The sequence below is a fragment of the Streptomyces cinereospinus genome, assembly GCF_042430725.1.
Taxonomy (GTDB): domain Bacteria; phylum Actinomycetota; class Actinomycetes; order Streptomycetales; family Streptomycetaceae; genus Streptomyces; species Streptomyces cinereospinus.
On the sequence record NZ_JBHMCY010000060.1, the window covers coordinates 21,383 to 45,751 of the forward strand.

A 24,369-nucleotide genomic window follows, 5' to 3' on the forward strand; every position below is an offset into this window, starting at 1 on the left:
CGGCTTCCTGATCCGCACCCTCGCCTGGAAGACGATCCTGGCGGACGGCGGCCCGGTCGTCGGCGCCCTGAACTCCCCGCACGTGCTGGACGTCACCAGCCGGCTCGGCGTCACCGCCGGGGACCGGGTACTGGCCACCCCGCCGGCGGTCGTGTGCGGTCCGACGTACGACTGCCTGCCGTTCATTGCGGACCCTGGACCGGCTGGGGCTGGGCTTCGACAGCTGAGCCGCGCCGGTGCGGTCCGGGTCACCCCCGAAAGGTGCGCGGACCCGCGCGATGCTCTGGGGAGACCCCCCTCTTCCCCGTGACGCGACCAGCGTCCCCGTGTGGACAGGGAGGTCCTCTCATGACGGGGGCGAAGACGGCGGTCGAGTGGCCGGCATCCGTCGCACCGGACCCCGGGGCCTGCCGCCGGGAGTGGGAGCGCAGTCCCCTCGAGGTCAGGCCCTGCCCGCGGGCAGGGCCTGACACGTCCCGAAGACACCGGATGGCTGGGCTGCCCCACGCTCGACGTGCTCACCCGCATGCTCGACCGGCCCGGTCCGGGGCCGGCCGACTGCGGCGACGCCCGGATGGACTTCCCGGTACCGCCGGGCACCGCGGCCCGCCGGCTGGGCACGGGCATCCGCACGGCCGGGGGCGGCCAGGACCCGCGGGCCGGCGCCTGCCTCCCGGTCGGCCACGCGCCGCGCGGTCTGATGGCCTGGTCGGTCAACTGGGACCGGTTCGGCGGCCGGGGGTTCCAGCGGACGGTCGACGGCTGCTTCGGCTGACGCTCAGCACGTAGCCGGTGATCAGGACCGCGCACAGGCACCAGCTGGCCAGCACGTCCAGCGGCCAGTGGTAGCCCCGGCGGACCAGTCCGAAGCCGACGCCCAGGTTGAGGGCGAGACAGCCGGCCACGAGGGCCCGGCGCACGGGGGCGCCGGTCAGCCGGGGCAGCAGGAGCAGGGTCGCGCAGCCGTAGGCCACCGCGGCGGTCGCGGTGTGACCAGAGGGGTAGTAGCCGGTGGCCGGCGGGACGACCGGGGTGCCGGGGCGGTCGGTCAGTTCCTTGAGCGGGACGACGAGGGCCGGGACCAGCGCCATGAGGACGACGGCGGCGGCGCCCGGCAGCCACCAGCGGTGCGTCCCCGAGCCCCGGGACCGCCACGCGGTGTACGCCGCGACCAGGGCGAGCACGGGGACGGCGATGTGGACCTCGCCCAGGTCGGCCAGGAGTTCGGAGCAGCGGTCCGGCCGGATCAGCACGCGGCTGAGCCGCTCGTCCAGCCGGACCAGCGGCCCGTCGGCGACGACCTGCCAGGTGATCAGCGCGAAGAGGAAGGCGGGCAGGGCGAGCGGCACGAGCACGGGAGGCACCGGAGGCACGGGAGGCACGGGAGGCACGGGAACAGCTTGGCAGGGCGCCCGGCCGCGCGGGAGCCGGGCCGGTGGCCGTGACGCCCGTGGTGCAGACCTCTGGCGGGGTCCGCCGGACACGCGGAAGGGCCGGCGCAAGGGGGGGTGTGCGCCGGCCCTTTCGGGGCGTACCGCTCTCAGGCGGCCGTCCTGACCGGAACGTCGCGCGCCCCGGGGGGTCTAGGGCGAGCGACCGTCCGATCGGTGAGGAGATCAGGAGCCGAAGGCTCCGGTCGTGTGCGCGACGGCACGGCCAGGCCGAAGCTGGGGAGGCGCCGGCCTGTCGCCCGCGGTTGCCCGCGGGCGGGGTGTGTCTCTCATCTGCGGAGAACCTACGACAGGCGTCCCGGGTGCGACAGGCGGATCCCCGACCCGCCATCCACCTCGCACACCTTCTTCACACGCCCTGCCGGGCGGCGCGGACCGGGCGGGCCGGCGCTCAGACGCGCGCGAAGGCCTGCTCGATGATGTCGAGGCCCTCGCTCAGCAGGTCCTCGCCGATCACCAGCGGCGGCAGGAAGCGCAGCACGTTGCCGTAGGTGCCGCAGGTCAGGACCAGCAGGCCCTCGGCGTGGCAGGCCTTGGCGAGCGCGGCGGTGGCCTCCGGGTTCGGCTCCTTGGTGGCGCGGTCCTTGACCAGCTCGATGGCGATCATCGCGCCGCGGCCGCGGACGTCGCCGATGATGTCGAACTTCTCGGCCATGGCGGTGAGGCGGGACTTCATGACCGCCTCGATGCGCTTCGCCCGGTCGTTGAGGTCGAGCTCCTTCATCGTCTCGATGGCGCCGAGCGCACCGGCGCAGGCGACCGGGTTGCCGCCGTAGGTGCCGCCGAGGCCGCCCGGGTGCGCGGCGTCCATGATCTCGGCGCGGCCCGTCACGGCGGCCAGCGGCAGCCCGCCGGCGATGCCCTTGGCGGTGGTGATCAGGTCCGGGACGATGCCCTCGTCCTCGCAGGCGAACCACTGGCCGGTGCGGCAGAAGCCGGACTGGATCTCGTCCGCCACGAAGACGATGCCGTTGTCGTGGGCGAACTTCACGATCTCCGGCAGGAAGCCCTTGGCCGGCTCGATGAAGCCGCCCTCGCCGAGCACCGGCTCGATGATGATCGCGGCGACGTTCTCCGCGCCGATCTGCTTGCTGATCTGGTCGATGGCCTGCTCGGCGGCCTCGGGGCCGGCGTTCTCCGGGCCGGTCGGCCAGCGGTAGCCGTAGGCGACCGGGACGCGGTAGACCTCGGGGGCGAACGGGCCGAAGCCGTGCTTGTACGGCATGTTCTTCGCGGTCAGCGCCATCGTCAGGTTGGTGCGGCCGTGGTAGCCGTGGTCGAAGACGACGACCGCCTGGCGCCTGGTGTGGGCGCGGGCGATCTTGACGGCGTTCTCGACGGCCTCGGCGCCGGAGTTGAACAGCGCGGTCTTCTTGGCGTGGTCGCCCGGCGTCAGCTCGGCGAGCGCCTCGGCGACCTCGACGTACCCCTCGTACGGCGTGACCATGAAGCAGGTGTGCGTGAAGTCGGCGAGCTGGGCGCTCGCGCGGCGTACGACGGCCTCGGCGGAGGCGCCGACGGAGGTCACGGCGATGCCGGAACCGAAGTCGATCAGGCGGTTGCCGTCGACGTCCTCGATGATCCCGCCGCCCGCGCGCGCGGTGAAGACCGGCAGTACGGAGCCGACGCCCTGGGCGACCGCGGCGGTGCGGCGGGCCTGCAGCTCCTGCGACTTCGGGCCGGGGATGGCGGTGACGACGCGGCGCTCCTGCGGGATTGCGGTCATGAGGGGCTCCCTGATGATCTTGCGTACCGGGTGTTCCGGGCGGGCCGGACGCTCCGGGTGGGGGTTTTCGGACGCTTGCCTTGTTTCTTCGCAGGCTAGGACCGGAGCAGGGGTGTGGGCATGCTCCATGTGGGCGGTGTCGCCGGTACGGGTTGTCCGCGGTGGACATAGCCAGACGGGGACGCGTCGGCGCGCGATCGCCGAACCGCCCTTGCGGGCGCGTTAGATTGGCTCGCTGATGGTGGACGGAGCGGCTGGTCAGGGGGCAAGGCGATGGACGGCGACGGGACGCGGGACGCGCGGCACGCACAGGCCAACCCAGTACCACACCCAGCGGCCCCACCGTCCGCTTCCCCACCCCCACCGATGCCCGCGACCCCGCCCCGGCCGGACGGCTCCGCCTTCCTCGCCTGGCTGCGCACGCCCCGGCCGGAGGCGGCGCCCGGCGTGTGGCGGTTCGGGCACCGGCCTCGGCCGGACCAGCAGCCGGAGCAGCTCCCGGCGCGCCAGCTGCTGACCGGTGCGCTGATCGCCTTCCTGGTCGGCTGGCTGGTCTGGTCGCTGCTGCAGAACGGCTACCTCGGCACCTGGTGGTGGATCCCGTTCGACCTGATCGTCCCCGACTCCTGGCGTGGCGGCGACAGCCAGATCGGAGAGACCGGCACCGTGTTCGTGTACCAGGGCTACCAGGTGCTCGTCGCCCTGGCCATCCTGGTCGCCGTCAGCCGGCTCGGCCGCTGGGGCGAGGTCTGGCGCCGCTTCGTTACGCCCCGCCTCAGCCGCTCGCGGCCGCAGGAAGCGGCCCCCGCCCCCGCGGAGGACCCCGCCCGGTGGAACCAGCTCCGCGCCGCCGGCGCCTCCGACGCGGCCGACCGGCTCGCGGGCGACGCCCACGCCGGTCTGATGCGGGACGTCGACCACGCCCGGCTCACCCGCGCCTGGCAGGGCGTGCGCAGCGGCCGGCACAGTCTCGCCACGTTCACCGGCGCGGTGCTCAAGGACGGCGCCGCCGCCTGCCTGCACCCCTCCGGCGAGCGCGACCTGCCCGCCCGGCTCGCCCGGCACGACCTGGTCACCGGCCAGGTCCGGCTCGGCACCACCGCCGACCACCCCCGCAACCCCTACGCCTACCGGGGCACCGGCCTCGCCCTCGGTCCCGACCTGCTCGGCACCTCGCTGCTCGCCGTCGGCCCGGCGGGCTCCGGCAAGACCGGCGCCGTCGTCCGCCCGCTCGCGGAGTCGCTGTGCCTGCACGCGCTCGCCGGGCGGGCCGCCGTCGTGGTGGTCGGCGCGGCGGGCGCCGGACTCGGCCCGGCCGACGCCTACGACGTCGTCGTCCGTGTCGCGCACCCCGACTCCGTGCACGACCTGGACCTGTACGGCGGCACCACCGACCCCGACGAGGCCGCCGCCATACTGGCCGAGGCCCTGGTCGGGGACCTCGCCGACGCGCACCCCGGCAGCGACAGCCGCCGCTCCACCACGGTGCTGGCCCAACTCCTCGGTCCGTTCCGGGCCGTCCACGGCCGCTTCCCCGCCGTACCGGAACTGCGCCGGCTCCTCGACGGCTCGCCCGGACCGCTGAGCGAGTTGCGCGTGGCGCTGCAGGACTCCGGGCACGACTCCCTGCTGCGCGAACTCGACGCCCGGGAGCGGCAGCTGGGCCGGCCGGGCGACGTGGGCGGCGTGCTCGCCGACCGGGTGGCGCTGCTGGACCGCCCCGCTTTCGCGGGCTTCTTCGACACGTCCGGACAGTCCCGGCCGTTCTCCCTCAGGGCCCTCGACCACCCCGTGCGGGTCCGCATCGACCTGCCCGAGCGCGGCCACGCAGACGCCTCCCGAATCCTGGCGCGCCTGGTCCTCGCCCAGTTCACGGCCAGCGTCGCGGCCCGGGAGGACCGGTCGCTGTTCGCCTGCCTGATCCTGGACGACGCGACCGGCGTCGTGACGCCGGAGGCGGTCCGCGGGATCCAGCGGCTGCGCTCGGCGCATGCCGGGGCCGTGCTGACGCTGCGCACCCTGGACGACGTACCGCGCCCGCTGCGCAGCCCGCTGCTGGGCGCCACCGGATGCCGGGTCGCGCTGTCCGGACTCACCCCGTGGGACGGGCAGGACTTCGCCGAGGTGTGGGGCAAGGAGTGGACCGAGACCCGGGACGTCACCGACCGGCAGATCATCGCCGAGACCCCGGCGGGCAAGGCCGTGCACATGCTGCGCCGGGTGATCACCGGCAAGGCGCCGACCGCGCGGGCGGTCACCGTGCGGCAGGTCGAGCGGGAGCGGTGGTCGGCGTCCGAGCTGGCGCATGCCGTGCCGCCCGGGCATGCCGTGCTGTCGCTCACGACCGTGCAGGGCGAGCACGCGCCGCCGTTGCTGGTGGATCTGCGCGACTGAGCGTTCGGGAGTGCCGGGACCGTACAGTGAGGCAGAATCGACACAGGTCGTTCATACGTGGCGGCCAAATGATCACCACGATCAGCCGACCTCCCGGCCATCGCCGACCGACCTGAAGGCACCATGCCCCCGACGCTCGCCTCCCTCGTCCGCCACTCCGCGCTCAAGCTCACCGTGCGGGCGGGCGAGGACCGCCTGGACGTGCCCGTGCGCTGGGCCCACGTCAGCGAGCTCGCCGACCCCGTGCCGTACATGGAGGGCGGGGAGCTGCTGCTGATCACCGCGCTCAAGCTGGACGCGGAGGATCCCGACGTCATGCGGCGCTACGTCAAGCGGCTGGCCGGGGCGGGGGTCGTCGGACTGGGCTTCGCGGTCGGGGTGAACTACGACGAGATCCCCCAGGCACTGCTCGACGCGGCCCGCGGGGAGGGCCTGCCGCTGCTGGAGGTCCCCCGCCGCACCCCCTTCCTCGCCATCACCAAGGCCGTGTCGGCCGCCATCGCCGCCGACCAGTACCGGGCGGTGACGGCGGGCTTCGCGGCCCAGCGGGAACTGACCAGGCAGGCGCTGGGCGAGGGCCCCGAGGGCCTGCTCGCCGCGCTGGCCGCGCAGATCGACGGCTGGGCGGCGCTCTACGACGCCTCCGGTGCCGTCGCCGCGGCCGCACCGGAGTGGGCCGGCCGCCGGGCCGCACGGCTGACGGCGGACGTGGAGCGGCTGCGGGACCGGCCGGCCCCGGCGAGTTCGGTGGTGGGCGGACCCGAACACGAGGACCGCGTGGAGCTGCACACCATCGGCACCGGCCGCCGCCCCCGCGCCGCCCTCGCGGTCGGCACGGCCGCCGCCCTCGGCACCGCCGAGCGGTACGCCCTGCACTCGGCCATCGCCCTGCTCACCCTGACCACCGAACGCTCCCGCTCCCTGCAGGCCGCCGAGCAGCGGATCGGGGCGGCGGTGCTGCGGATGCTGGTCGCCGGCCAGCCGGACCACGCCCGCGCCGCCGCCGGCGACCTGTACGGCGGCCTCCTCGACGCGCCCTACCGGATCGTCCTCGCCGAGGGCGCCTCCGGCCACGCGGGCATCGCCGAGACGGTGGAGGCGGCGGCGGCCCGGTCGGGGGAGTCGGTGCTGGTCGTCCCGGACGGGGAGCGGCTGGTGGTGCTGGCCGCGGACGGCGGCGCGGCGGTGGCGGCGTGCGGGGAGCACGCGGCGGCGCGGGAGGCCGCCCGGGCCGGCCAGGAGCCGTCGGCGGGCGAGGAGGACGACCTGGTCGTCGGCCTGTCGGCGCCGGCCGGCCCGAGCGCGGCGGCCGCCGCCTACAAGCAGGCCGAGCAGGCGCTGTCGGTGGCGCGCCGCCGGGGCCGGGTGCTGGTCGAGCACGAGCAGCTGGCTTCGGGGTCGGTGCTTCCGCTGCTCGCCGACGACGCGGTCCGGGCCTTCGCGGACGGCCTGCTGCGCGCGCTGCACGAGCACGACGCCACCGGGCGCGGTGACCTGGTCGCCTCCCTGCGGGCCTGGCTGTCCCGGCACGGCCAGTGGGACGCGGCCGCCGCCGACCTCGGCGTCCACCGGCACACCCTGCGGTACCGGATGCGGCGCGTGGAGGAGATCCTCGGACGCTCGCTGGACGACCCGGACGTCCGCATGGAGCTGTGGCTGGCGCTGAAGGCGACGGCGACGGAGTAGCCGATCGCCCCGCACCGGGCAGCCGAGCAGGCCAAAGCGTCGTACCCCGGCCCGCCACTGCTACGGATCGGACAACCGCGCCACACGCCCCCCACCCCTACCGTTGACCGGGAACGCCGTACTCCAAGACACCTCAACGCGGAAGGGGCCGGGAACTCACATGACCTCCACCCACGCCTTCTGGCTCGCCGGCCGTCAGGCCACCGGCCAGGACACCTTCGACGTCACCTCCCCGTGGGACGGCCGGCTCGTCGGCAGGGTCAGCGTGCCCACCGACGCCCAGGTCGAGGAGGCCGTGGCCGCCGCGTACGCGGTGCGGGACGAGTGCGCCGCCACCCCGGCACACGTCCGCGCCGCCGCCCTCGACCACGTCAGCAAGCGGCTGGTGGAGCGCACCGAGGAGATCGCCCAGCTGATCTCCGCCGAGAACGGCAAGCCCATCAAGTGGGCGCGCGGCGAGGTCGGCCGGGCGGTCTCGGTGTTCCGGTTCGCCGCCGAGGAGGCCCGCCGCTTCAACGGCGGCGAGGCCCAGCGCCTGGACACCGACGCCGGCGGCCAGGGCCGGCTCGCCCTGACCCGCCGCTTCCCCAAGGGCGTCGTCCTCGGCATCGCGCCCTTCAACTTCCCGCTCAACCTGTGTGCCCACAAGGTCGCCCCGGCCATCGCCGCCGGCGCCCCGATCATCCTCAAGCCGGCGCCCGCCACCCCGCTGTCCGGCCTGATCATCGGCGACCTGCTCGCCGAGACCGACCTGCCGGCCGGCTCCTGGAGCATCCTGCCGGTGCCCAACGAGGCGATGCCCGCCCTGGTCCAGGACGAGCGCCTGCCGGTCATCTCCTTCACCGGGTCCGAGAAGGTCGGCTACGCGATCATGGACTCGGTGCCGCGCAAGCACTGCACCCTGGAGCTGGGCGGCAACGGCGCGGCCGTCGTCCTCGCCGACTTCGCGAGCGACGAGGACCTGGACTGGGCGGCGAACCGCATCGCCACCTTCTCCAACTACCAGGGCGGCCAGTCCTGCATCTCGGTGCAGCGCGTGATCGCCGACGCGTCGGTGTACGACCGGCTCCTGCCGCGCGTCGTCGCCGCCGTCGAGGCCCAGGCCACCGGTGACCCCGCCGACCCGAAGACCGACGTCGGCCCGCTGGTCAGCGAGGACGCCGCCAAGCGCGTCGAGTCCTGGGTCGACGAGGCGGTCCGAACGGGCGCCCGGCTGCTCGTCGGCGGGGAGCGCGACGGCGCCTCGTACGCGCCGACCGTCCTCACCGACGTACCGGCCGGCGCCACCCTCGCCTGCGAGGAGGTCTTCGGTCCGGTGCTGACCGTGCAGGAGGCGGACGGCGAGGCCGCGGCCTTCGCCGCCGTCAACGACTCCAAGTACGGCCTCCAGGCGGGCGTGTTCACCCACGACCTCCAGGCCGCCTTCCGCGCCCACCGCGCGCTGGAGGTCGGCGGCGTGGTCATCGGCGACGTCCCCTCCTACCGCGCCGACCAGATGCCGTACGGCGGCGCCAAGCAGTCGGGCGTGGGCCGTGAGGGTGTGCGCCACGCGATGGACGACTACACCTACGAGCGCGTCCTGGTCCTCACCGGCCTGGCACTCTGACCCTTCCGGGACCGACGGCCGGAGCCCACTGTGCGGGGGCTCCGCCCGTTGCCGTACCCGCGCGAGCCGTTCGCGGCCCGTCGTCGTGGCAGGGGCCCGGCACCGGTGCCTCCCGGTGCCTGGCCCCTCGGTGCGCCGGCCTGGTCCGGACCCGGACCCCGTCCGGCCGCGAGGCCGGCCTCGGGCCGGTTTCCGGCAGGCCGATCAACGCGGGGTGCTCCTGGGAGGAGGGCGGACGGGGAGGTGCCCTCGCCGGGCCCTTGGGCAGGTGCGGACGGGGCGGCGCGGATGCGGAGGTGCGGGGGCGGACGTGCGGGGCCGGACGGCGCGGATGCGGACGTGCGGGGCGGGACGTGCGGATCGGACGGCGCGGATGCGGACGTGCGGGGCCGGACGTGCGGACGGGACGGCGCGGATGCGGACGTGCGGGGCCGGACGGCGCGGATGCGGACGTGCGGGGCGGGGACGGCGTGGGGCGGGACGTACGGGCATACGGGCGGGTCGTCCGGGCGGTCGTACGGGGCGGACGTACCGGCGGAGCGACGCGGGCCCACCGGCCCGGGCCATCGCCCGGACGGACGTACCCGCACCGCCCCCCGCAGGTGCCGCCGCACACCGCCACCGCGGGGCCGGGCCCGGCCGGACGGCCGCGCTCGGGGTGGTGGCCGGGTCCGGGATCGGGTACATACGAACGGGTAGCACCCGTCGGTAACCACATCGGACCTTGATCCTTCTTCACGGCGAGGTGAGCGTCATGTCCGCAGCTCCCACCCGGCCCACCGTCACCGAACGTGAGGCCCGCCAGGTGGCGGAGGCGGCCCGGGAACAGCACTGGCGCAAGCCCAGCTTCGCCAAGGAACTCTTCCTCGGGCGCTTCCGCCTCGACCTGGTCCACCCCCACCCCCTGCCCCCGGACGAGGACGCCCAGCGCGGCGAGGAGTTCCTCACCAAGCTCCGCGACTTCTGCGAGACGAAGATCGACTCCGCCCTCATCGAGCGGGACGCGCGGATCCCCGACGACGTGATCGACGGGCTCAAGGAGCTCGGCGCCCTCGGCATGAAGATCGACACGAAGTACGGCGGGCTGGGCCTGACGCAGGTGTACTACAACAAGGCCCTCGCCCTTGTCGGCTCCGCCAGCCCGGCCGTCGGCGCGCTGCTGAGCGCCCATCAGTCGATCGGCGTACCGCAGCCGCTGAAGATCTTCGGCACCCAGGAGCAGAAGGACACCTTCCTGCCGCGCTGCGCCCGCACCGACATCTCCGCCTTCCTGCTGACCGAACCGGACGTCGGCTCCGACCCGGCCCGGCTCGCCACCACCGCGGTCCCGGACGGCGACGACTACGTCCTCGACGGCGTGAAGCTCTGGACCACCAACGGCGTGGTCGCCGACCTGCTGGTCGTGATGGCCCGCGTGCCGAAGTCCGAGGGCCACGCGGGCGGCATCACGGCGTTCGTCGTGGAGGCGGCCGCCGAGGGCGTCACCGTGGAGCACCGCAACGCGTTCATGGGCCTGCGCGGCCTGGAGAACGGCGTCACCCGCTTCCACCGGGTGCGGGTGCCGGCCGCGCACCGGATCGGCCCGGAGGGCGCGGGCCTGAAGATCGCCCTCACCACCCTGAACACGGGCCGGCTGTCGCTGCCCGCGATGTGCGTAGGCGCCGGCAAGTGGTGCCTGAAGATCGCCCGGGAGTGGTCGGCCGCCCGCGAGCAGTGGGGCAAACCGGTCGCCCTGCACGAGGCGGTCGGCTCCAAGATCGCCTTCATCGCGGCCACCACCTTCGCGCTGGAGGCCGTGGTGGACCTGTCGTCCCAGATGGCCGACGAGGACCGCAACGACATCCGCATCGAGGCCGCCCTCGCCAAGCTGTACGGCTCGGAGATGGCCTGCCTGATGGCCGACGAACTGGTGCAGATCCGCGGCGGCCGCGGCTTCGAGACCGCCGAGTCGCTGCGGGCGCGCGGGGAGCGGGCGGTGCCCGCCGAGCAGATGCTGCGGGACCTGCGCATCAACCGCATCTTCGAGGGCTCCACCGAGATCATGCACCTGCTGATCGCCCGCGAGGCGGTCGACGCCCACCTCTCGGTCGCCGGTGACCTGATCGACCCGGACAAGTCCCTCCAGGACAAGGCCAGGGCGGGCGCGCAGGCCGGCGCCTTCTACGCCAAGTGGCTGCCCAAGCTGGTGGCCGGACCGGGGCAGCTCCCGTCCTCCTACGGCGAGTTCCGGCACGGCGTCGACCTCTCCCCGCACCTGCGCTACGTCGAGCGCGCCTCCCGCAAGCTGGCCCGGTCCACGTTCTACGCGATGTCCCGCTGGCAGGGCCGGATGGAGACCAAGCAGGGCTTCCTGGGCCGGATCGTGGACATCGGCGCCGAGCTGTTCGCGATGAGCGCCGCCTGCGTCCGCGCCGAACTCCTGCGCGCGCGGGGCGAACACGGCCGCGAGGCCTACCAGCTCGCCGACGCCTTCTGCCGCCAGTCCCGCATCCGCGTCGAGGAACTCTTCGGCCGGCTGTGGACCAACACCGACGACCTCGACCGCAAGGTGGTCGGGAACGTCCTGGCGGGCACCTACGCGTGGCTGGAGGACGGCGTCGTGGACCCGTCCGGAGACGGCCCGTGGATCGCGGACGCGACCCCCGGCCCGAGTCTGAAGGAGAACGTGCACCGGCCCATCAGGTGAGGGGCGGACGCGCCGGGTGGGGGGCGGGCGCGCCGGGTGGGTGGGGGCGGGCGCGCCGGCGGCACGCTCCGGTCCTGCCGCGGCTCGCGTCACGAACCCTCACGTCACCTTCCCACGTGGGGCAAACGGGTTATCCGGCTGGAAACGGACGCGGTGCGGCGCACCGGAGCCCGCGCCAGGGGCACCCTGCTCCGGCCGGACCCCGGTTGCGGCAACAATGGGGGCATGAGCGACCGCCCAGCCCCCCTCGCCGACCCGCACCTCGTCTACGACCCGGTGCCGGGCGACGACCCGAAGGACGTCGTGATCCTCGGCTCCACCGGGTCGATCGGCACCCAGGCCATCGACCTCGTCCTGCGCAACCCGGACCGCTTCCGGGTCACCGGCCTGTCCGCCAACGGCGGCCGGGTCGGCCTCCTCGCCGAGCAGGCGTACCGGCTCCGGGCGCGGACCGTCGCGGTGGCCCGCGAGGACGTCGTACCGGCGCTGCGCGAGGCGCTGAGCGCCCAGTACGGCGGCGGGGAGCCGCTCCCGGAGATCCTCGCCGGCCCGCGGGCGGCCACCCTGCTGGCCGCCTCCGAGTGCCACACCGTGCTCAACGGCATCACCGGCTCCATCGGCCTCGCCCCGACCCTCGCCGCCCTGGAGGCGGGCCGCACCCTGGCGCTCGCCAACAAGGAGTCGCTCATCGTGGGCGGCCCGCTGGTCAAGGCGCTGGCCCGGCCCGGTCAGATCATCCCGGTCGACTCCGAGCACGCCGCGCTCTTCCAGGCGCTCGCCGCGGGCACCCGCGCGGACGTGCGCAAGCTCGTCGTCACCGCGTCCGGCGGCCCCTTCCGCGGCCGGACCAAGGCCGAACTGGCGCACGTCACCGTCGAGGACGCCCTCGCCCACCCCACCTGGGCCATGGGCCCCGTGATCACGGTGAACTCCGCGACCCTGGTCAACAAGGGCCTGGAGGTCATCGAGGCGCACCTGCTGTACGACCTCCCCTTCGACCGCATCGAGGTGGTCGTGCACCCGCAGTCGTACGTCCACTCGATGGTCGAGTTCACGGACGGATCCACGATCGCGCAGGCGACGCCCCCGGACATGCGGGGGCCCATCGCCATCGGCCTCGGCTGGCCCGAGCGGGTCCCCGACGCCGCCCCCGCCTTCGACTGGAGCACGGCGTCGGCCTGGGAGTTCTTCCCCCTGGACACCGACGCCTTCCCGTCGGTCGGCCTCGCCCGGCACGTCGGAGAGCTCGCGGGGACCGCCCCGGCGGTGTTCAATGCCGCCAACGAGGAGTGCGTGGACGCGTTCCTGCGCGGCGCGCTGCCGTTCAACGGGATCATGGAGACCGTCACCCGGGTCGTCGACGAACACGGCGTCCCCGGCTCGGGAACCCCGCTCACCGTGCCGGACGTCCTCGAAGCGGAGGCCTGGGCCCGCGCCCGGGCCCGGGAACTGACGGCCCAGACCGGACATACAGTGCAGACAGTCACCGCGGAGGCGCGTGCATGACGACCCTGATGATGATCCTCGGCATAGTCGTGTTCGCGGTCGGCCTGCTGATCTCGATCGCGTGGCACGAGCTGGGGCACCTGTCCACCGCGAAGCTCTTCGGCATCCGTGTCCCGCAGTACATGGTCGGCTTCGGCCCCACGCTCTTCTCACGCACCAAGGGCGAGACCGAGTACGGCGTCAAGGCCATCCCGCTGGGCGGCTACATCCGGATGATCGGCATGTTCCCGCCCGGCCCCGACGGCCGGGTGGAGGCCCGCTCCACCTCGCCCTGGCGCGGCATGATCGAGGACGCCCGCTCGGCCGCCTTCGAGGAGCTCCGGCCCGGCGACGAGACCCGCATGTTCTACACCCGCAAGCCGTGGAAGCGGGTCGTGGTGATGTTCGCGGGCCCGTTCATGAACCTGGTCCTGGCGGTCGCCCTCTTCCTCGTCGTGCTCATGGGCTTCGGCATCTCGCAGCAGACCACCACGGTCAGCTCGGTCTCCCAGTGCGTGATCGCGCAGAGCGAGAACCGCGACAAGTGCACCGTCGAGGACGAGCTCTCCCCGGCCGCCGCGGCCGGCCTGAAGGCCGGCGACACGATCGTCTCCTTCGACGGCGTGCGGACCGACGAGTGGAACGAGCTCTCCGACCTGATCCGCGCCCGCCCGGGCGAGGAGGTGCCCGTCGTCGTCGAGCGGGACGGCCGCGAGGTCACCCTGACGGCGACGATCGCCTCCAACCAGGTCGCCAAGAAGGACTCCCGGGGCCAGATCGTCCAGGGCGAGTACGTCACCGCCGGCTTCCTCGGCTTCAGCGCCGCCACCGGCGTCGTCCGCCAGGACTTCGGCGACTCCCTGGTGTGGATGGGCGACCGGGTCGTCGAGGCCGTCGACTCGCTCGCCGCCCTGCCCGGCAAGATCCCGGCCCTGTGGAACGCCGCCTTCGGCGGTGCCGAGCGCGAGCCCGACTCCCCGATGGGCGTGGTCGGCGCGGCCCGCGTCGGCGGTGAGATCTTCACCCTCGACATCCCGCCGACCCAGCAGCTGGCGATGGCCCTGATGCTGGTGGCCGGGTTCAACCTCTCCCTGTTCCTGTTCAACATGCTCCCGCTGCTGCCGCTCGACGGCGGGCACATCGCGGGCGCGCTGTGGGAGTCGCTGCGGCGGAACGTGGCACGGGTGCTGCGCCGGCCCGACCCGGGCCCGTTCGACGTGGCCAGGCTGATGCCGGTGGCCTACGTGGTGGCCGGGATCTTCGTCTGCTTCACCATCCTGGTGCTGATCGCCGACGTGGTTAACCCGGTGAGAATCTCCTAGTCGCCCGGAGTTGGCGGCGGCCCGGCAGGGCGTACGCCGGGCCGCCTTCCATCGAGTGGGTTTACCGGGCGGGAGGTGCTGGCGTCCGAGGGCGTGCCGTAATCTCGAAGCCTGGAGCCCGCTGCTGACGGGACCGGATCTTGATCCACGACTTGGGGTTGCACAGCAGATGACTGCGATTTCTCTCGGCATGCCGTCCGTTCCGACCAAGCTCGCCGAGCGCCGGAAGAGCCGGCAGATCCAGGTCGGGTCGGTGCCGGTCGGCGGGGACGCGCCGGTCTCGGTCCAGTCGATGACGACCACCCGCACCTCGGACATCGGTGCCACCCTCCAGCAGATCGCCGAGCTGACCGCCTCCGGCTGCCAGATCGTCCGGGTCGCCTGCCCCACCCAGGACGACGCCGACGCCCTCGCCACCATCGCCCGCAAGTCGCAGATCCCCGTCATCGCCGACATCCACTTCCAGCCGAAGTACGTCTTCGCGGCGATCGAGGCGGGCTGCGCGGCGGTCCGGGTGAACCCCGGCAACATCAAGCAGTTCGACGACAAGGTCAAGGAGATCGCCAAGGCCGCCAAGGACCACGGCACGCCGATCCGCATCGGTGTCAACGCCGGCTCCCTGGACCGGCGCCTGCTGCAGAAGTACGGCAAGGCGACCCCGGAGGCCCTGGTCGAGTCCGCGCTGTGGGAGGCCTCGCTCTTCGAGGAGCACGACTTCCGGGACATCAAGATCTCCGTCAAGCACAACGACCCGGTCGTCATGATCGAGGCCTACCGCCAGCTCGCCGCGCAGTGCGACTACCCGCTGCACCTCGGTGTCACCGAGGCCGGCCCCGCCTTCCAGGGCACGATCAAGTCGGCGGTCGCCTTCGGCGCCCTGCTCTCCGAGGGCATCGGCGACACCATCCGCGTCTCCCTCTCGGCCCCGCCCGCCGAGGAGGTCAAGGTGGGCATCCAGATCCTGGAGTCGCTGAACCTCCGCCAGCGCGGCCTGGAGATCGTCTCCTGCCCGTCCTGCGGCCGCGCCCAGGTGGACGTCTACAAGCTGGCCGAAGAGGTCACGGCCGGCCTCACCGGCATGGAGGTCCCGCTCCGCGTCGCCGTCATGGGCTGCGTCGTCAACGGCCCCGGCGAGGCCCGCGAGGCCGACCTCGGCGTCGCCTCCGGCAACGGCAAGGGCCAGATCTTCGTCAAGGGCGAGGTCATCAAGACCGTCCCGGAGTCCAAGATCGTCGAGACCCTCATCGAGGAGGCCATGAAGCTGGCCGAGCAGATGGAAGCGGACGGCACGGCCTCGGGCGAACCGTCCGTCTCGGTCACGGGCTGAGCAACGCCCTTCAGGGGCGCGGGGAGCTGTGTGCCTGGCTCCGGCGAGCGGTCGGCCGCCCGTCCCGGGTCGGCGGTTGAACCGTCGTTGTGGCGTGGCGGGCTGAGCAGCGCCTGTCGGGGGCGCGGGGGACTGTGTGCCTGGCTCCGGCGAGCGGTCGGCCGCCTGCCCCGGGTCGGCGGTTGAACCGTCGTTGTGGCGTCGCGGCCCGAGCAACGCCTGTCGGGGGCGCGGGGAGCTGTGTGCCTGGCTCCGGCGAGCGGTCGGCCGCCCGTCCCGGGTCGGCGCTTCAACTGTCCTTGTGGCGTGGCGGGCTGAGCAGCGCCTGTCGGGGGCGCGGGGGACTGTGTGCCTGGCTCCGGCGAGCGGTCGGCCGCCTGCCCCGGGTCGGCGGTTGAACCGTCGTTGTGGCGTCGCGGCCCGAGCAACGCCCTTCAGGGGCGCGGGGAACCGCGCGACCAGCCACAGGAAACCGCCGGCCGCCCATCCCGGGCCGACCGACGCGCCCCCACCCCGGGCCACCGAAGAACGAGCGCCCCCCATACGACTCGGCGCCGCCCGGCTTCCGCGGGTACAGTGCGGAGACCGGCTGCCCCGGCGATCCCACTGTGAGGCCCCCACACGTGTTGACCCAGACCACCTCCCGGGTTCTCGAACCGAGCGACCTGGACGCCGCACTCGCCGTCCTCGACCGCGAGCCGGTGGCCAACGCCTTCGTGACCTCCCGGGTCCAGGTCGCCGGCCTCGACCCCTGGCGGCTCGGTGGCGAGATGTGGGGCTGGTACGAGGACGGCATGCTCACGTCACTCTGCTACGCGGGCGCCAACCTCGTCCCCGTCTGCGCCACCCCCCGCGCGATCCGCGCCTTCGCCGACCGCGCCCGCCGGGCCGGCCGCCGCTGCTCCTCCGTGGTCGGCCCCGCCGAATCCACCGCCGAACTCTGGCGCCTGCTCGAACCCCACTGGGGCCCCGCCCGCGAGGTGCGCGCGCGCCAGCCCCTGATGGTCACCGACCGCATGCCCGCCGGCATCGCGCCGGACCCGCACGTCCGCCGCGTCCGCAAGGACGAGATGGAGACGATCATGCCGGCCTGCGTCGCCATGTTCACCGAGGAGGTCGGCGTCTCCCCGCTGGCCGGCGACGGCGGCCTCCTCTACCAGGCCCGGGTCGCCGAACTCGTCGGCGCCGGCCGCTCCTTCGCCCGCCTCGACGAGCACGGCAAGGTGGTCTTCAAAGCGGAGATCGGCGCCGCGACGGACCGCGCCTGCCAGATCCAGGGCGTCTGGGTGGCCCCCGAGTACCGGGGCAGGGGCCTGGCGGCCCCCGGCATGGCAGCCGTCCTGCGCTACGCCCTCGCCGACGTCGCCCCGGTGGTCAGCCTGTACGTCAACGACTACAACACGGCGGCGCGGCGGACCTACCGCAGGGTCGGCTTCCGCGAGGTCGGCGCCTTCATGAGCGTCCTGTTCTAGTGCCGCGGCAGGCGACGTTCGCCCCGTCGCGACGCCCGGCAGGCACTGTCGCCGCACCGGCCGGAAGCCCGAGTGCGTCCCGTACGAGGGCTTCCGGCCGGTGCGGCGAGAGCACGCACCGGACGCCGCTCCTCCACGGGCGAACGCTGCCCGCCGCGGCACTGGCCACCCCCGGGGCGCACGGGACCGCGCGACCGGCCGACGGCGCCCCGCGCTCCGCGGACCGCCGAAACCCCCCTGTAAGCTCCCCGCCATGGACCTCGTCATCGGCCCCCTGGACCTCCCCGCCCACGTGGACGAGGCCCTCGCAGTCCAGGCGGCGGCCTTCGGCCTCGGGCCCGACGAGGTGGCCGTCCGCCGCCAGATCGTCCTGCGCCACATGACCTACCCCGGCGCCCGCGCCCTCGGCGCCACCGCGGGCGGCCGCCTCGTGGGCTTCGTCTACGGCATGCCCAACGACCGCACCCACTGGTGGTCCACCGTCGTCGAGCCCTACCTGCGGGCCCGCGGCCACGACGACTGGCTCGACGACTCCTTCGTGATCACCGAGCTGCACGTCCACCCGGACCACCAGAAGCGCGGCATCGGCCGGACCCTGATCACCACGATCACCGACACCGCCGCCGAACCCCGCTCCATCCTCTCGGCGATCGACACCGACAGCCCCGCCCGCGGCCTCTACCACTCCCTCGGCTACCAGGACCTCGCCCGCCAGGTCCACTTCCCCAGCGCTCCCAAGCCGTACGCCGTCATGGGCGCTCCGCTGCCACTGCGCCGCTAACCGATTTCCACCGTCCCGTCCCGCCCGGCTAACCTCCTTGCCATCACCCTTACGTAGCAGGAGTACGAGAACCATGGCGAACGCATCGGTCCAGCGCATGTCCCAGTTGATGGCGAAGACGCTGCGCGACGACCCGGCGGACGCCGAGGTCCTCAGCCACAAGCTCCTCGTCCGCGCCGGCTACGTTCGCCGTACCGCCGCCGGCGTGTGGTCCTGGCTGCCGCTCGGCAAGAAGGTCCTCGCCAACGTCGAGCGGATCGTCCGCGAGGAGATGGACGCGATCGGCGCCCAGGAGGTGCTGCTCCCCGCGCTGCTGCCGCGCGAGCCGTACGACGCGACCGGCCGCTGGGACGAGTACGGCCAGGAACTGTTCCGGCTCAAGGACCGCAAGGGCGGCGACTACCTGCTCGGCCCCACCCACGAAGAGATCTTCACCCTCCTGGTGAAGGACCAGGCGTCCTCCTACAAGGACCTGCCGGTGATCCTCTACCAGATCCAGACCAAGTTCCGGGACGAGGCCCGTCCGCGCGCGGGCATCCTGCGCGGCCGCGAGTTCCTGATGAAGGACTCCTACTCCTTCGACGTCGCCGACGAGGGCCTCGCCGAGTCCTACGCCCTGCACCGGCAGGCGTACCAGCGGATCTTCGCGCGGCTCGGCCTCGACTACCGCATCTGCGCCGCCACCGCCGGCGCGATGGGCGGCTCCAAGTCGGAGGAGTTCCTCGCCCCGGCCGAGGCCGGCGAGGACACCTTCGCGGACTGTCCGCACTGCGACTTCGCGGCCAACACCGAAGCGATCACCTACGAGCTGAAGCCGGTCGACGCCTCCGGCGTCCCGGCCGCCGAGGAGATCCCGACCCCCGACACCCCGACCATCGAGACCCTCGCCGCCTCGCTCGGCGTCCCGACCTCCGCCACGCTGAAGAACCTGCTGGTGAAGGTCGACGGCGCGATCGTCGCCGTGGGCGTGCCCGGCGACCGCGAGGTCGACCTGGGCAAGGTCGAGGCGCACTTCGCCCCGGCGGCCGTCGAGATGGTCACCGAGGCGGACTTCGCGGCCCGCCCCGACCTGGTCCGCGGCTACGTCGGTCCGCAGGGCCTGGGCGAGAAGGTCACCTACCTCGCCGACCCGCGCGTGGCCCCCGGCACCGCCTGGATCACCGGCGCCAACAAGGAGCACACGCACGCGAAGAACGTCGTCGCCGGCCGTGACTTCGAGGCCGACGCGTACGTGGACGTCGTGGTGGTCCAGGACGGCGACCCCTGCCCGAAGTGCGGCACCGGCCTCCAGCTGGACCGCGCCATCGAGATCGGCCACATCTTCCAGCTGGGCCGCAAGTACACCGACGCGCTCAAGCTCGACGTCCTCGGCCAGACCGGCAAGCCGGTCCGCGTGACCATGGGCTCCTACGGCATCGGCGTGTCCCGCGCCGTCGCCGCGCTCGCCGAGCAGACCGCCGACGACAAGGGCCTGTGCTGGTCCAAGGAGGTCGCCCCGGCCGACGTGCACGTCGTCGCGGCCGGCAAGGCCCTCCAGACCGAGCTGGCCCTGGAGGTCTCCGGCAAGCTGGCGGCGGCCGGCGTGCGCGTCCTGGTGGACGACCGCGCGGGCGTCTCCCCGGGCGTGAAGTTCACCGACGCCGAGCTGATCGGCGTACCGCAGATCCTGGTCGCGGGCCGCCGGGCCGGCGAGGGCGTGGTCGAGCTGAAGGACCGCCGTACCGGCGAGCGCGAGGAACTGCCGGTCGACGAGGCGATCGCCCGGCTGACCGCCGCCTCCTGACGCCGCGTCAGCGACGGGGGGCACGGTGCCGGACGGACCGGGCCACCCGGCCCGTCCGGCACCGCCCGGCTGCGGGGCGGCCGCATCCGGGTCCCTGCCGCCGCGCGCCTACAGCCACGCGGCGAACTCCAGCAGCAGCTCCGCGTCCTGGGGCCGCCCCACCCGCCGGGCCCGGGCCCCCGACTCCACGGCCCGGAACAGCGTCCAGCCGCGCAGCCGCTCCTGGTCCACCTCCAGGGACTCCGCGAGCCGTTTCACCCGCCGCCGGGTCATCGCGGCGCCCGACGGCGAGGCGATCAGGTCCTCCACCCGGTCCCGGACCAGCCGCGCCAGGTCGAAGGCGCACTCGCCGACCACCGGGTCGGGGCCGACCGCCAGCCACGGCATCCGGTCCCCGGCGAGCACCTTGCTCTGCCGGAACGTGCCGTGCAGCAGCCGGTGCTCGGGCGGCGCCGCCACCAGCTCCGCACGGGCCGCCAGCGCCGCGTCCACCAGCGGGACCAGATCCGCGCCGGCGCTCGCCCGCATCGCCTCGGCCTGCCGTCCGGTCCGCCCGGCCACGGTCTCGAAGACATGACCCCGCGGCGGCTCCACCCACAGCCTGCGCAGCGTCCCCGCCGCCTCCAGCAGCGCCTTCGCCTCCGGCAGCGACCGCACCGACATCTCCGGATGCAGCCGCTCCAGCAGCAGCGCACCGTCCTCGGCGACCGGTTCGAGCAGCTGTACGGCGCCCCGGCCGCCCCAGTGCGCCAGCGCGACCCGCTCGCTCTCCGGGCGGGCCCGGGGCGGGGCCAGCTTCAGCACCGCGGGCGTGCCGTCCGCCCGCCGCACCAGCAGCACCAGGCTGCTCCGGCCGCCCGGCACCTGCACCCGTTCCACGGTCAACTCGCGTAGCGCGACGGCCCGCCGGGCCGCCTCGGGCAGCCGCTCCAGCCAGTCGTCACCGTTCGCCGCCGTCTCACCGAGTGCCCTGACCAGCCGCTGCGGCGGTTCGAATGCCATACGCGAGCGGTCCCCTTCCCGTCTCCGTCACGCCGAGGGTGTCACCGGCACCGCCTCGGCGCCGGCCCGCTCGGCGAGCCCAGGGAAGGCTACGCTCCGGCCGCGCCAGCGCACCGCCCGCACCGCCGCCTCGCGCAGCGCGGCCGCGGCCAGGTTCCGCCGCCCGCCGCCGGCCGCCCGCACCAGGTCGGAGTAGACCCCGGCCACCCGGTCCTCCAGTTCGGCGGCGAGCCGCACGGCCGTCGCGGGGTCGCCCACCGGGAACGGCAGCGCGTATCCGGCGGCCGCGGCCACCGGCACGGCGCCCAGCGCGCGCACCTCGCGCCCCAGGGCGTCCCGCCGCGCGCGATGGGCGTCGTACGCCGCCCGCGCCTCCGTGCGGCGCTTCTCGCCGATCCGCGCGCCGACCACGCCGTAGCCGTACACCGCCGCGTGCTCGGCCGCCAGCGCCGCCTGCAGGGCCCGCAGCTCCCCGTCCTCCGCCTCGCTCATGCCGTGCCCTCGCCCTCCGTGAGCAGATACGCGTGCGCCTCCCCGGCCGCCGCCACCGACGCCAGCAGCCGGGCCAGTTCACCCTCCACGCCGAGCAGCGCCTGGGCCCGCCGGTCCGCGACCGCCCGCTCCACGGCGGCCAGTTCGGCCAGGGCGGCCCGCTCGGTGCCGGGGACGGTCCGGGAGGCAGCCCCGGTGCCGGGAGCGGACGCCGCCGCCGTGGGGGAGGGCCGCGCCGCGCCGCCCCCGAACGCCTCCGTGTGCCACCGGGTCTCCTCCCGCAGCGGCCGCAGCCGCCCGGCGAGCCCCGGATGGGCGGCCAGCACGGCGTCGTAGCGCGCGAGCAGGCCGGCGCTGTCCCGGGCCGCACGCGCGCGTGCCCGCTCGGTGGCCGACGGGCTGCCGCCCGTGGTGCCCGAGTCGCCGGGGCCGCCGGAGCAGCCCGCCAGCAGGGCGACGCCCGCGGCCGAGGTGAGCAGGGTCCTTCTGCGCGGCCCCGAGGGCATGCGCGGCGACAGGGAAAACGGCACGGCTGACGTCCTCGAAGGCTCGTACGAAAGGACTGGGCGGCTCGCCCATGATCACCGTACCCGCGCACGTGTCCGAGACCACTCATCGGCACCGCCCCGGCGCAGGTGGACGGCAACACACCCTGGGACCGGATACCCTTTGACCAGACACGCGACCTTCCCACAACAGCACACGCGGCCGAGGAGTCACCCGGATGAGCACCACCCAGAGCGAGAGGCTGCGAGAACTGCTGGAACCGCTCGTCACCTCCCAGGGGCTGGATCTCGAAGAGGTCGCGGTGGACTCGGTCGGACGCAAGCGAGTGCTGCGCGTCGTCGTCGACTCCGACACCGGAGCGGATCTCGACCGGATCGCCGATGTGAGCCGTGCGCTCTCGGCGAGGCTCGACGAGACGGACGCGATGGGCGAGGGCGAGTACACCCTCGAGGTCGGCACCCCGGGCGCGGAGCGCCCGCTCACCCAGCACCGGCATTACGTACGGGCCACCGGCCGGCTGGTCAGGTTCCAGCTGGCGGACGGCGCGGAGCTGGTGGCGAGGATCCTCACGGTCGACGACGACGGCGTCGACGTCGAGGTGCCCGGGGTCAAGGGCCGCAGGCCCACGGCGCGCAGGCTCGCCTTCGACGACGTCGCCAAGGCGCGCGTCCAGGTCGAGTTCAGCCGCAAGGACAAGCAGGACCACAAGGACATGACGGAAGAGGAGGAGGCGTAGCCGTGGACATCGACATGAGCGCCCTGCGGGGTCTGGTCCGGGAGAAGGAGATCTCCTTCGACCTGCTCGTCGAGGCGATCGAGGCGGCCCTCCTCATCGCCTACCACCGCACCGAGGGAAGCCGCCGGCACGCGCGCGTGAAGCTCGACCGGGAGACCGGACATGTGACCGTGTGGGCGAAGGAGGACCCCGAGGACGTCGAGGAGGGCCAGCAGCCCCGAGAGTTCGACGACACGCCGTCCGGTTTCGGCCGGATCGCCGCGACCACCGCCAAGCAGGTCATCCTGCAGCGGCTGCGCGACGCCGAGGACGACGCCACGCTGGGCGAGTACGCCGGCCGTGAGGGCGACATCGTCACCGGTGTGGTGCAGCAGGGCCGCGACCCGAAGAACGTGCTCGTCGACATCGGCAAGCTGGAGGCCATCCTGCCGGTGCAGGAGCAGGTGCCCGGCGAGAGCTACCCCCACGGCATGCGGCTGCGCTCGTACGTCGTCCGGGTGGCCAAGGGCGTCCGCGGTCCCTCGGTGACCTTGTCCCGCACGCACCCGAGTCTGGTGAAGAAGCTGTTCGCGCTGGAGGTGCCGGAGATCGCCGACGGGTCCGTCGAGATCGCCGCCATCGCGCGCGAGGCCGGCCACCGCACCAAGATCGCCGTCCGGTCCACCCGGTCGGGCCTGAACGCCAAGGGCGCCTGCATCGGCCCCATGGGCGGACGGGTGCGCAACGTCATGGCCGAGCTGAACGGCGAGAAGATCGACATCGTGGACTGGTCGGACGACCCGGCCGAGATGGTGGCGAACGCGCTGTCCCCCGCCCGGGTGTCCAAGGTCGAGGTCGTCGACATGTCGGCCCGCTCCGCGCGCGTGACGGTGCCCGACTACCAGCTGTCCCTGGCGATCGGCAAGGAAGGGCAGAACGCCCGGCTCGCGGCCCGGCTCACCGGCTGGCGGATCGACATCCGTCCGGACACCGAACAGCCGGGGGAATAGATCTCGGCCCCCGGTGGGTTGGATCCCGACAGTTGTACGCGCAGCGACTGCCCGATCTCGGCCCCGCGGGGATGAGGTCGTTACGGGGAGGTAGACTTAAGGGTGTCTGGCCGGACGCGAGCCCGCGCATGCCCGGAGCGCACCTGTGTCGGGTGCCGGGAGCGAGCGGCCAAGACCGAGCTGCTGCGCATCGTGGCGATCGAGGACGCGTGCGTCCCCGATCCTCGCGGTACGCTGCCCGGCCGGGGTGCCTATGTACACCCCGCCGTGGTCTGTCTCGACCAGGCGATACGCCGCCGGGTGTTCACGCGGGCGTTGCGCGCCCCGGGAGCGCTCGACACAAAGGCGTTGCGCCGGTACGTCGAGCGGACGACAGTTGCCGAGCAGGCAACACGGTAAGAAGCGTGCCGTACGGAACCTCCCGTGCGGCCTGGTACCTCGCGAGTCTGAAAGCAGGTCGAGATTGCGATGAGCACTCGATGAGTACGCGATGAGTACGCCCATGAACTAGCGACGGTCCGGCCGCAACCCGGACCTCAAAGGAGCGAAGTGGCTAAGGTCCGGGTCTACGAACTCGCCAAGGAGTTCGGTGTGGAGAGCAAGGTCGTCATGGCCAAGCTCCAGGAACTCGGTGAATTCGTCCGATCGGCGTCTTCGACGATCGAGGCGCCCGTAGTACGCAAACTGACTGACGCCTTCCAGCAGGGCAGCGGCAAGTCCGCCGCGAAGCCTGCCCCGCGGAAGGCAGCCCCCAAGCCCGCCGCGCCCTCCCCGGCGCAGGCGGCACGTCCGGCTGCCCCCAAGCCGGCCGCGCCCAGGCCTCCGGCTGCCCAGCAGCCCGCGGCCGCCGCGGCCCCCGCGGCCCCCGCGTCCACGCCGGCCCCCGGTCCGCGTCCGACGCCGGGTCCCAGGCCCGCGCCGCGT

The 24,369-nt window shown here is 73.8% G+C and carries 19 protein-coding genes and 2 pseudogenes; 16 read left to right on the forward strand and 5 right to left on the reverse strand.

Going from position 1 to position 24,369, the window contains the following annotated elements:
• Positions 1 to 4: 4 nt before the first annotated feature.
• Together ACFF45_RS26150 and ACFF45_RS26155 are read left to right on the forward strand one after the other, a co-directional pair.
• Positions 5 to 196 (forward strand): annotated as a pseudogene (locus ACFF45_RS26150) (ABC transporter permease); the annotation flags it as partial.
• A gap of 152 nt (positions 197 to 348) precedes the next feature.
• Positions 349 to 646: pseudogene (locus ACFF45_RS26155) on the forward strand (hypothetical protein); the annotation flags it as partial.
• A gap of 67 nt (positions 647 to 713) precedes the next feature.
• Here the strand turns inward: ACFF45_RS26155 and ACFF45_RS26160 are convergent.
• Positions 714 to 1,355 carry a phosphatase PAP2 family protein gene (locus ACFF45_RS26160; RefSeq protein ID WP_381348945.1) on the reverse strand — a complete coding sequence of 214 codons (642 nt, stop codon included), beginning with the start codon at positions 1,353 to 1,355 and terminating at the stop codon, positions 714 to 716.
• Between the two features lie 487 nt (positions 1,356 to 1,842).
• Positions 1,843 to 3,177, reverse strand: coding sequence for a 4-aminobutyrate--2-oxoglutarate transaminase (gabT, locus tag ACFF45_RS26165; protein WP_381348920.1), 1,335 nt, complete (start codon positions 3,175 to 3,177; stop codon positions 1,843 to 1,845).
• Positions 3,178 to 3,450: 273 nt separating this feature from the next.
• On the opposite strand from gabT, the gene ACFF45_RS26170 reads away from it, so the two are divergent.
• From ACFF45_RS26170 to ACFF45_RS26215, 10 genes are all read left to right on the forward strand, one after another.
• Positions 3,451 to 5,571: an ATP-binding protein gene (locus ACFF45_RS26170; protein ID WP_381348922.1), complete on the forward strand. Its 2,121-nt coding sequence runs from the start codon at positions 3,451 to 3,453 to the stop codon at positions 5,569 to 5,571.
• A 123-nt stretch (positions 5,572 to 5,694) separates the two neighbouring features.
• The gene (locus ACFF45_RS26175) at positions 5,695 to 7,257 is read left to right on the forward strand and encodes a PucR family transcriptional regulator (protein ID WP_381348923.1); all 1,563 of its coding nucleotides are present in this window, start codon (positions 5,695 to 5,697) and stop codon (positions 7,255 to 7,257) included.
• Positions 7,258 to 7,417: 160 nt separating this feature from the next.
• Entirely contained in the window at positions 7,418 to 8,863 is a 1,446-nt protein-coding gene (locus ACFF45_RS26180) for an aldehyde dehydrogenase family protein (protein WP_381348925.1), read from the forward strand.
• A gap of 754 nt (positions 8,864 to 9,617) precedes the next feature.
• On the forward strand, positions 9,618 to 11,549 hold the full coding sequence (locus tag ACFF45_RS26185) for an acyl-CoA dehydrogenase family protein (protein ID WP_381348926.1): 1,932 nt from the start codon (positions 9,618 to 9,620) through the stop codon (positions 11,547 to 11,549).
• A 225-nt stretch (positions 11,550 to 11,774) separates the two neighbouring features.
• Positions 11,775 to 13,055 (forward strand): 1-deoxy-D-xylulose-5-phosphate reductoisomerase, encoded by a 1,281-nt coding sequence (gene dxr / locus ACFF45_RS26190; protein ID WP_381348927.1) that lies wholly within the window; start codon positions 11,775 to 11,777, stop codon positions 13,053 to 13,055.
• Positions 13,052 to 14,356, forward strand: coding sequence for a M50 family metallopeptidase (locus tag ACFF45_RS26195; protein ID WP_512701203.1), 1,305 nt, complete (start codon positions 13,052 to 13,054; stop codon positions 14,354 to 14,356). The genes dxr and ACFF45_RS26195 overlap by 4 nt, the downstream gene beginning before the upstream one ends.
• A 169-nt stretch (positions 14,357 to 14,525) precedes the next feature.
• Positions 14,526 to 15,683: a flavodoxin-dependent (E)-4-hydroxy-3-methylbut-2-enyl-diphosphate synthase gene (gene ispG, locus ACFF45_RS26200; protein ID WP_381348929.1), complete on the forward strand. Its 1,158-nt coding sequence runs from the start codon at positions 14,526 to 14,528 to the stop codon at positions 15,681 to 15,683.
• 623 nt (positions 15,684 to 16,306) lie between these two features.
• Positions 16,307 to 17,155, forward strand: a complete 849-nt coding sequence (locus ACFF45_RS26205; RefSeq protein WP_381348931.1) for a GNAT family N-acetyltransferase — start codon at positions 16,307 to 16,309, stop codon at positions 17,153 to 17,155.
• 253 nt (positions 17,156 to 17,408) lie between these two features.
• Positions 17,409 to 17,936, forward strand: a complete 528-nt coding sequence (locus ACFF45_RS26210) for a GNAT family N-acetyltransferase (protein ID WP_381348932.1) — start codon at positions 17,409 to 17,411, stop codon at positions 17,934 to 17,936.
• 73 nt (positions 17,937 to 18,009) lie between these two features.
• Entirely contained in the window at positions 18,010 to 19,719 is a 1,710-nt protein-coding gene (locus tag ACFF45_RS26215; RefSeq protein WP_381348934.1) for a proline--tRNA ligase, read from the forward strand.
• Between the two features lie 108 nt (positions 19,720 to 19,827).
• On the opposite strand, the gene ACFF45_RS26220 is transcribed toward ACFF45_RS26215, so the two are convergent.
• The 3 genes from ACFF45_RS26220 to ACFF45_RS26230 are packed head-to-tail and all read right to left on the reverse strand — an operon-like array spanning position 19,828 to position 21,743.
• Positions 19,828 to 20,721: an aminoglycoside phosphotransferase family protein gene (locus ACFF45_RS26220; RefSeq protein WP_381348936.1), complete on the reverse strand. Its 894-nt coding sequence runs from the start codon at positions 20,719 to 20,721 to the stop codon at positions 19,828 to 19,830.
• A 27-nt stretch (positions 20,722 to 20,748) separates the two neighbouring features.
• The gene (locus ACFF45_RS26225; RefSeq protein WP_381348937.1) at positions 20,749 to 21,213 is read right to left on the reverse strand and encodes a ferritin-like domain-containing protein; all 465 of its coding nucleotides are present in this window, start codon (positions 21,211 to 21,213) and stop codon (positions 20,749 to 20,751) included.
• A complete protein-coding gene (locus tag ACFF45_RS26230; RefSeq protein ID WP_381348939.1) occupies positions 21,210 to 21,743 on the reverse strand; it encodes a hypothetical protein in 534 nt (177 codons plus the stop codon). Before ACFF45_RS26230 ends, ACFF45_RS26225 begins: the two co-directional genes overlap by 4 nt.
• A gap of 194 nt (positions 21,744 to 21,937) precedes the next feature.
• Here ACFF45_RS26230 and rimP point away from each other — a divergent pair, with 194 nt between their 5' ends.
• From rimP to ACFF45_RS26250, 4 genes are all read left to right on the forward strand, one after another.
• Entirely contained in the window at positions 21,938 to 22,456 is a 519-nt protein-coding gene (gene rimP, locus ACFF45_RS26235) for a ribosome maturation factor RimP (RefSeq protein ID WP_381348940.1), read from the forward strand.
• Positions 22,457 to 22,458: 2 nt separating this feature from the next.
• Positions 22,459 to 23,445 (forward strand): transcription termination factor NusA, encoded by a 987-nt coding sequence (nusA, locus tag ACFF45_RS26240; RefSeq protein WP_381348941.1) that lies wholly within the window; start codon positions 22,459 to 22,461, stop codon positions 23,443 to 23,445.
• Positions 23,446 to 23,547: 102 nt separating this feature from the next.
• Entirely contained in the window at positions 23,548 to 23,844 is a 297-nt protein-coding gene (locus ACFF45_RS26245; protein ID WP_381348943.1) for a YlxR family protein, read from the forward strand.
• Between the two features lie 150 nt (positions 23,845 to 23,994).
• Positions 23,995 to 24,369, forward strand: a 375-nt coding sequence (locus tag ACFF45_RS26250) for a translation initiation factor IF-2 N-terminal domain-containing protein (protein WP_381348944.1), incomplete at its 3' end; no start/stop codon positions are given.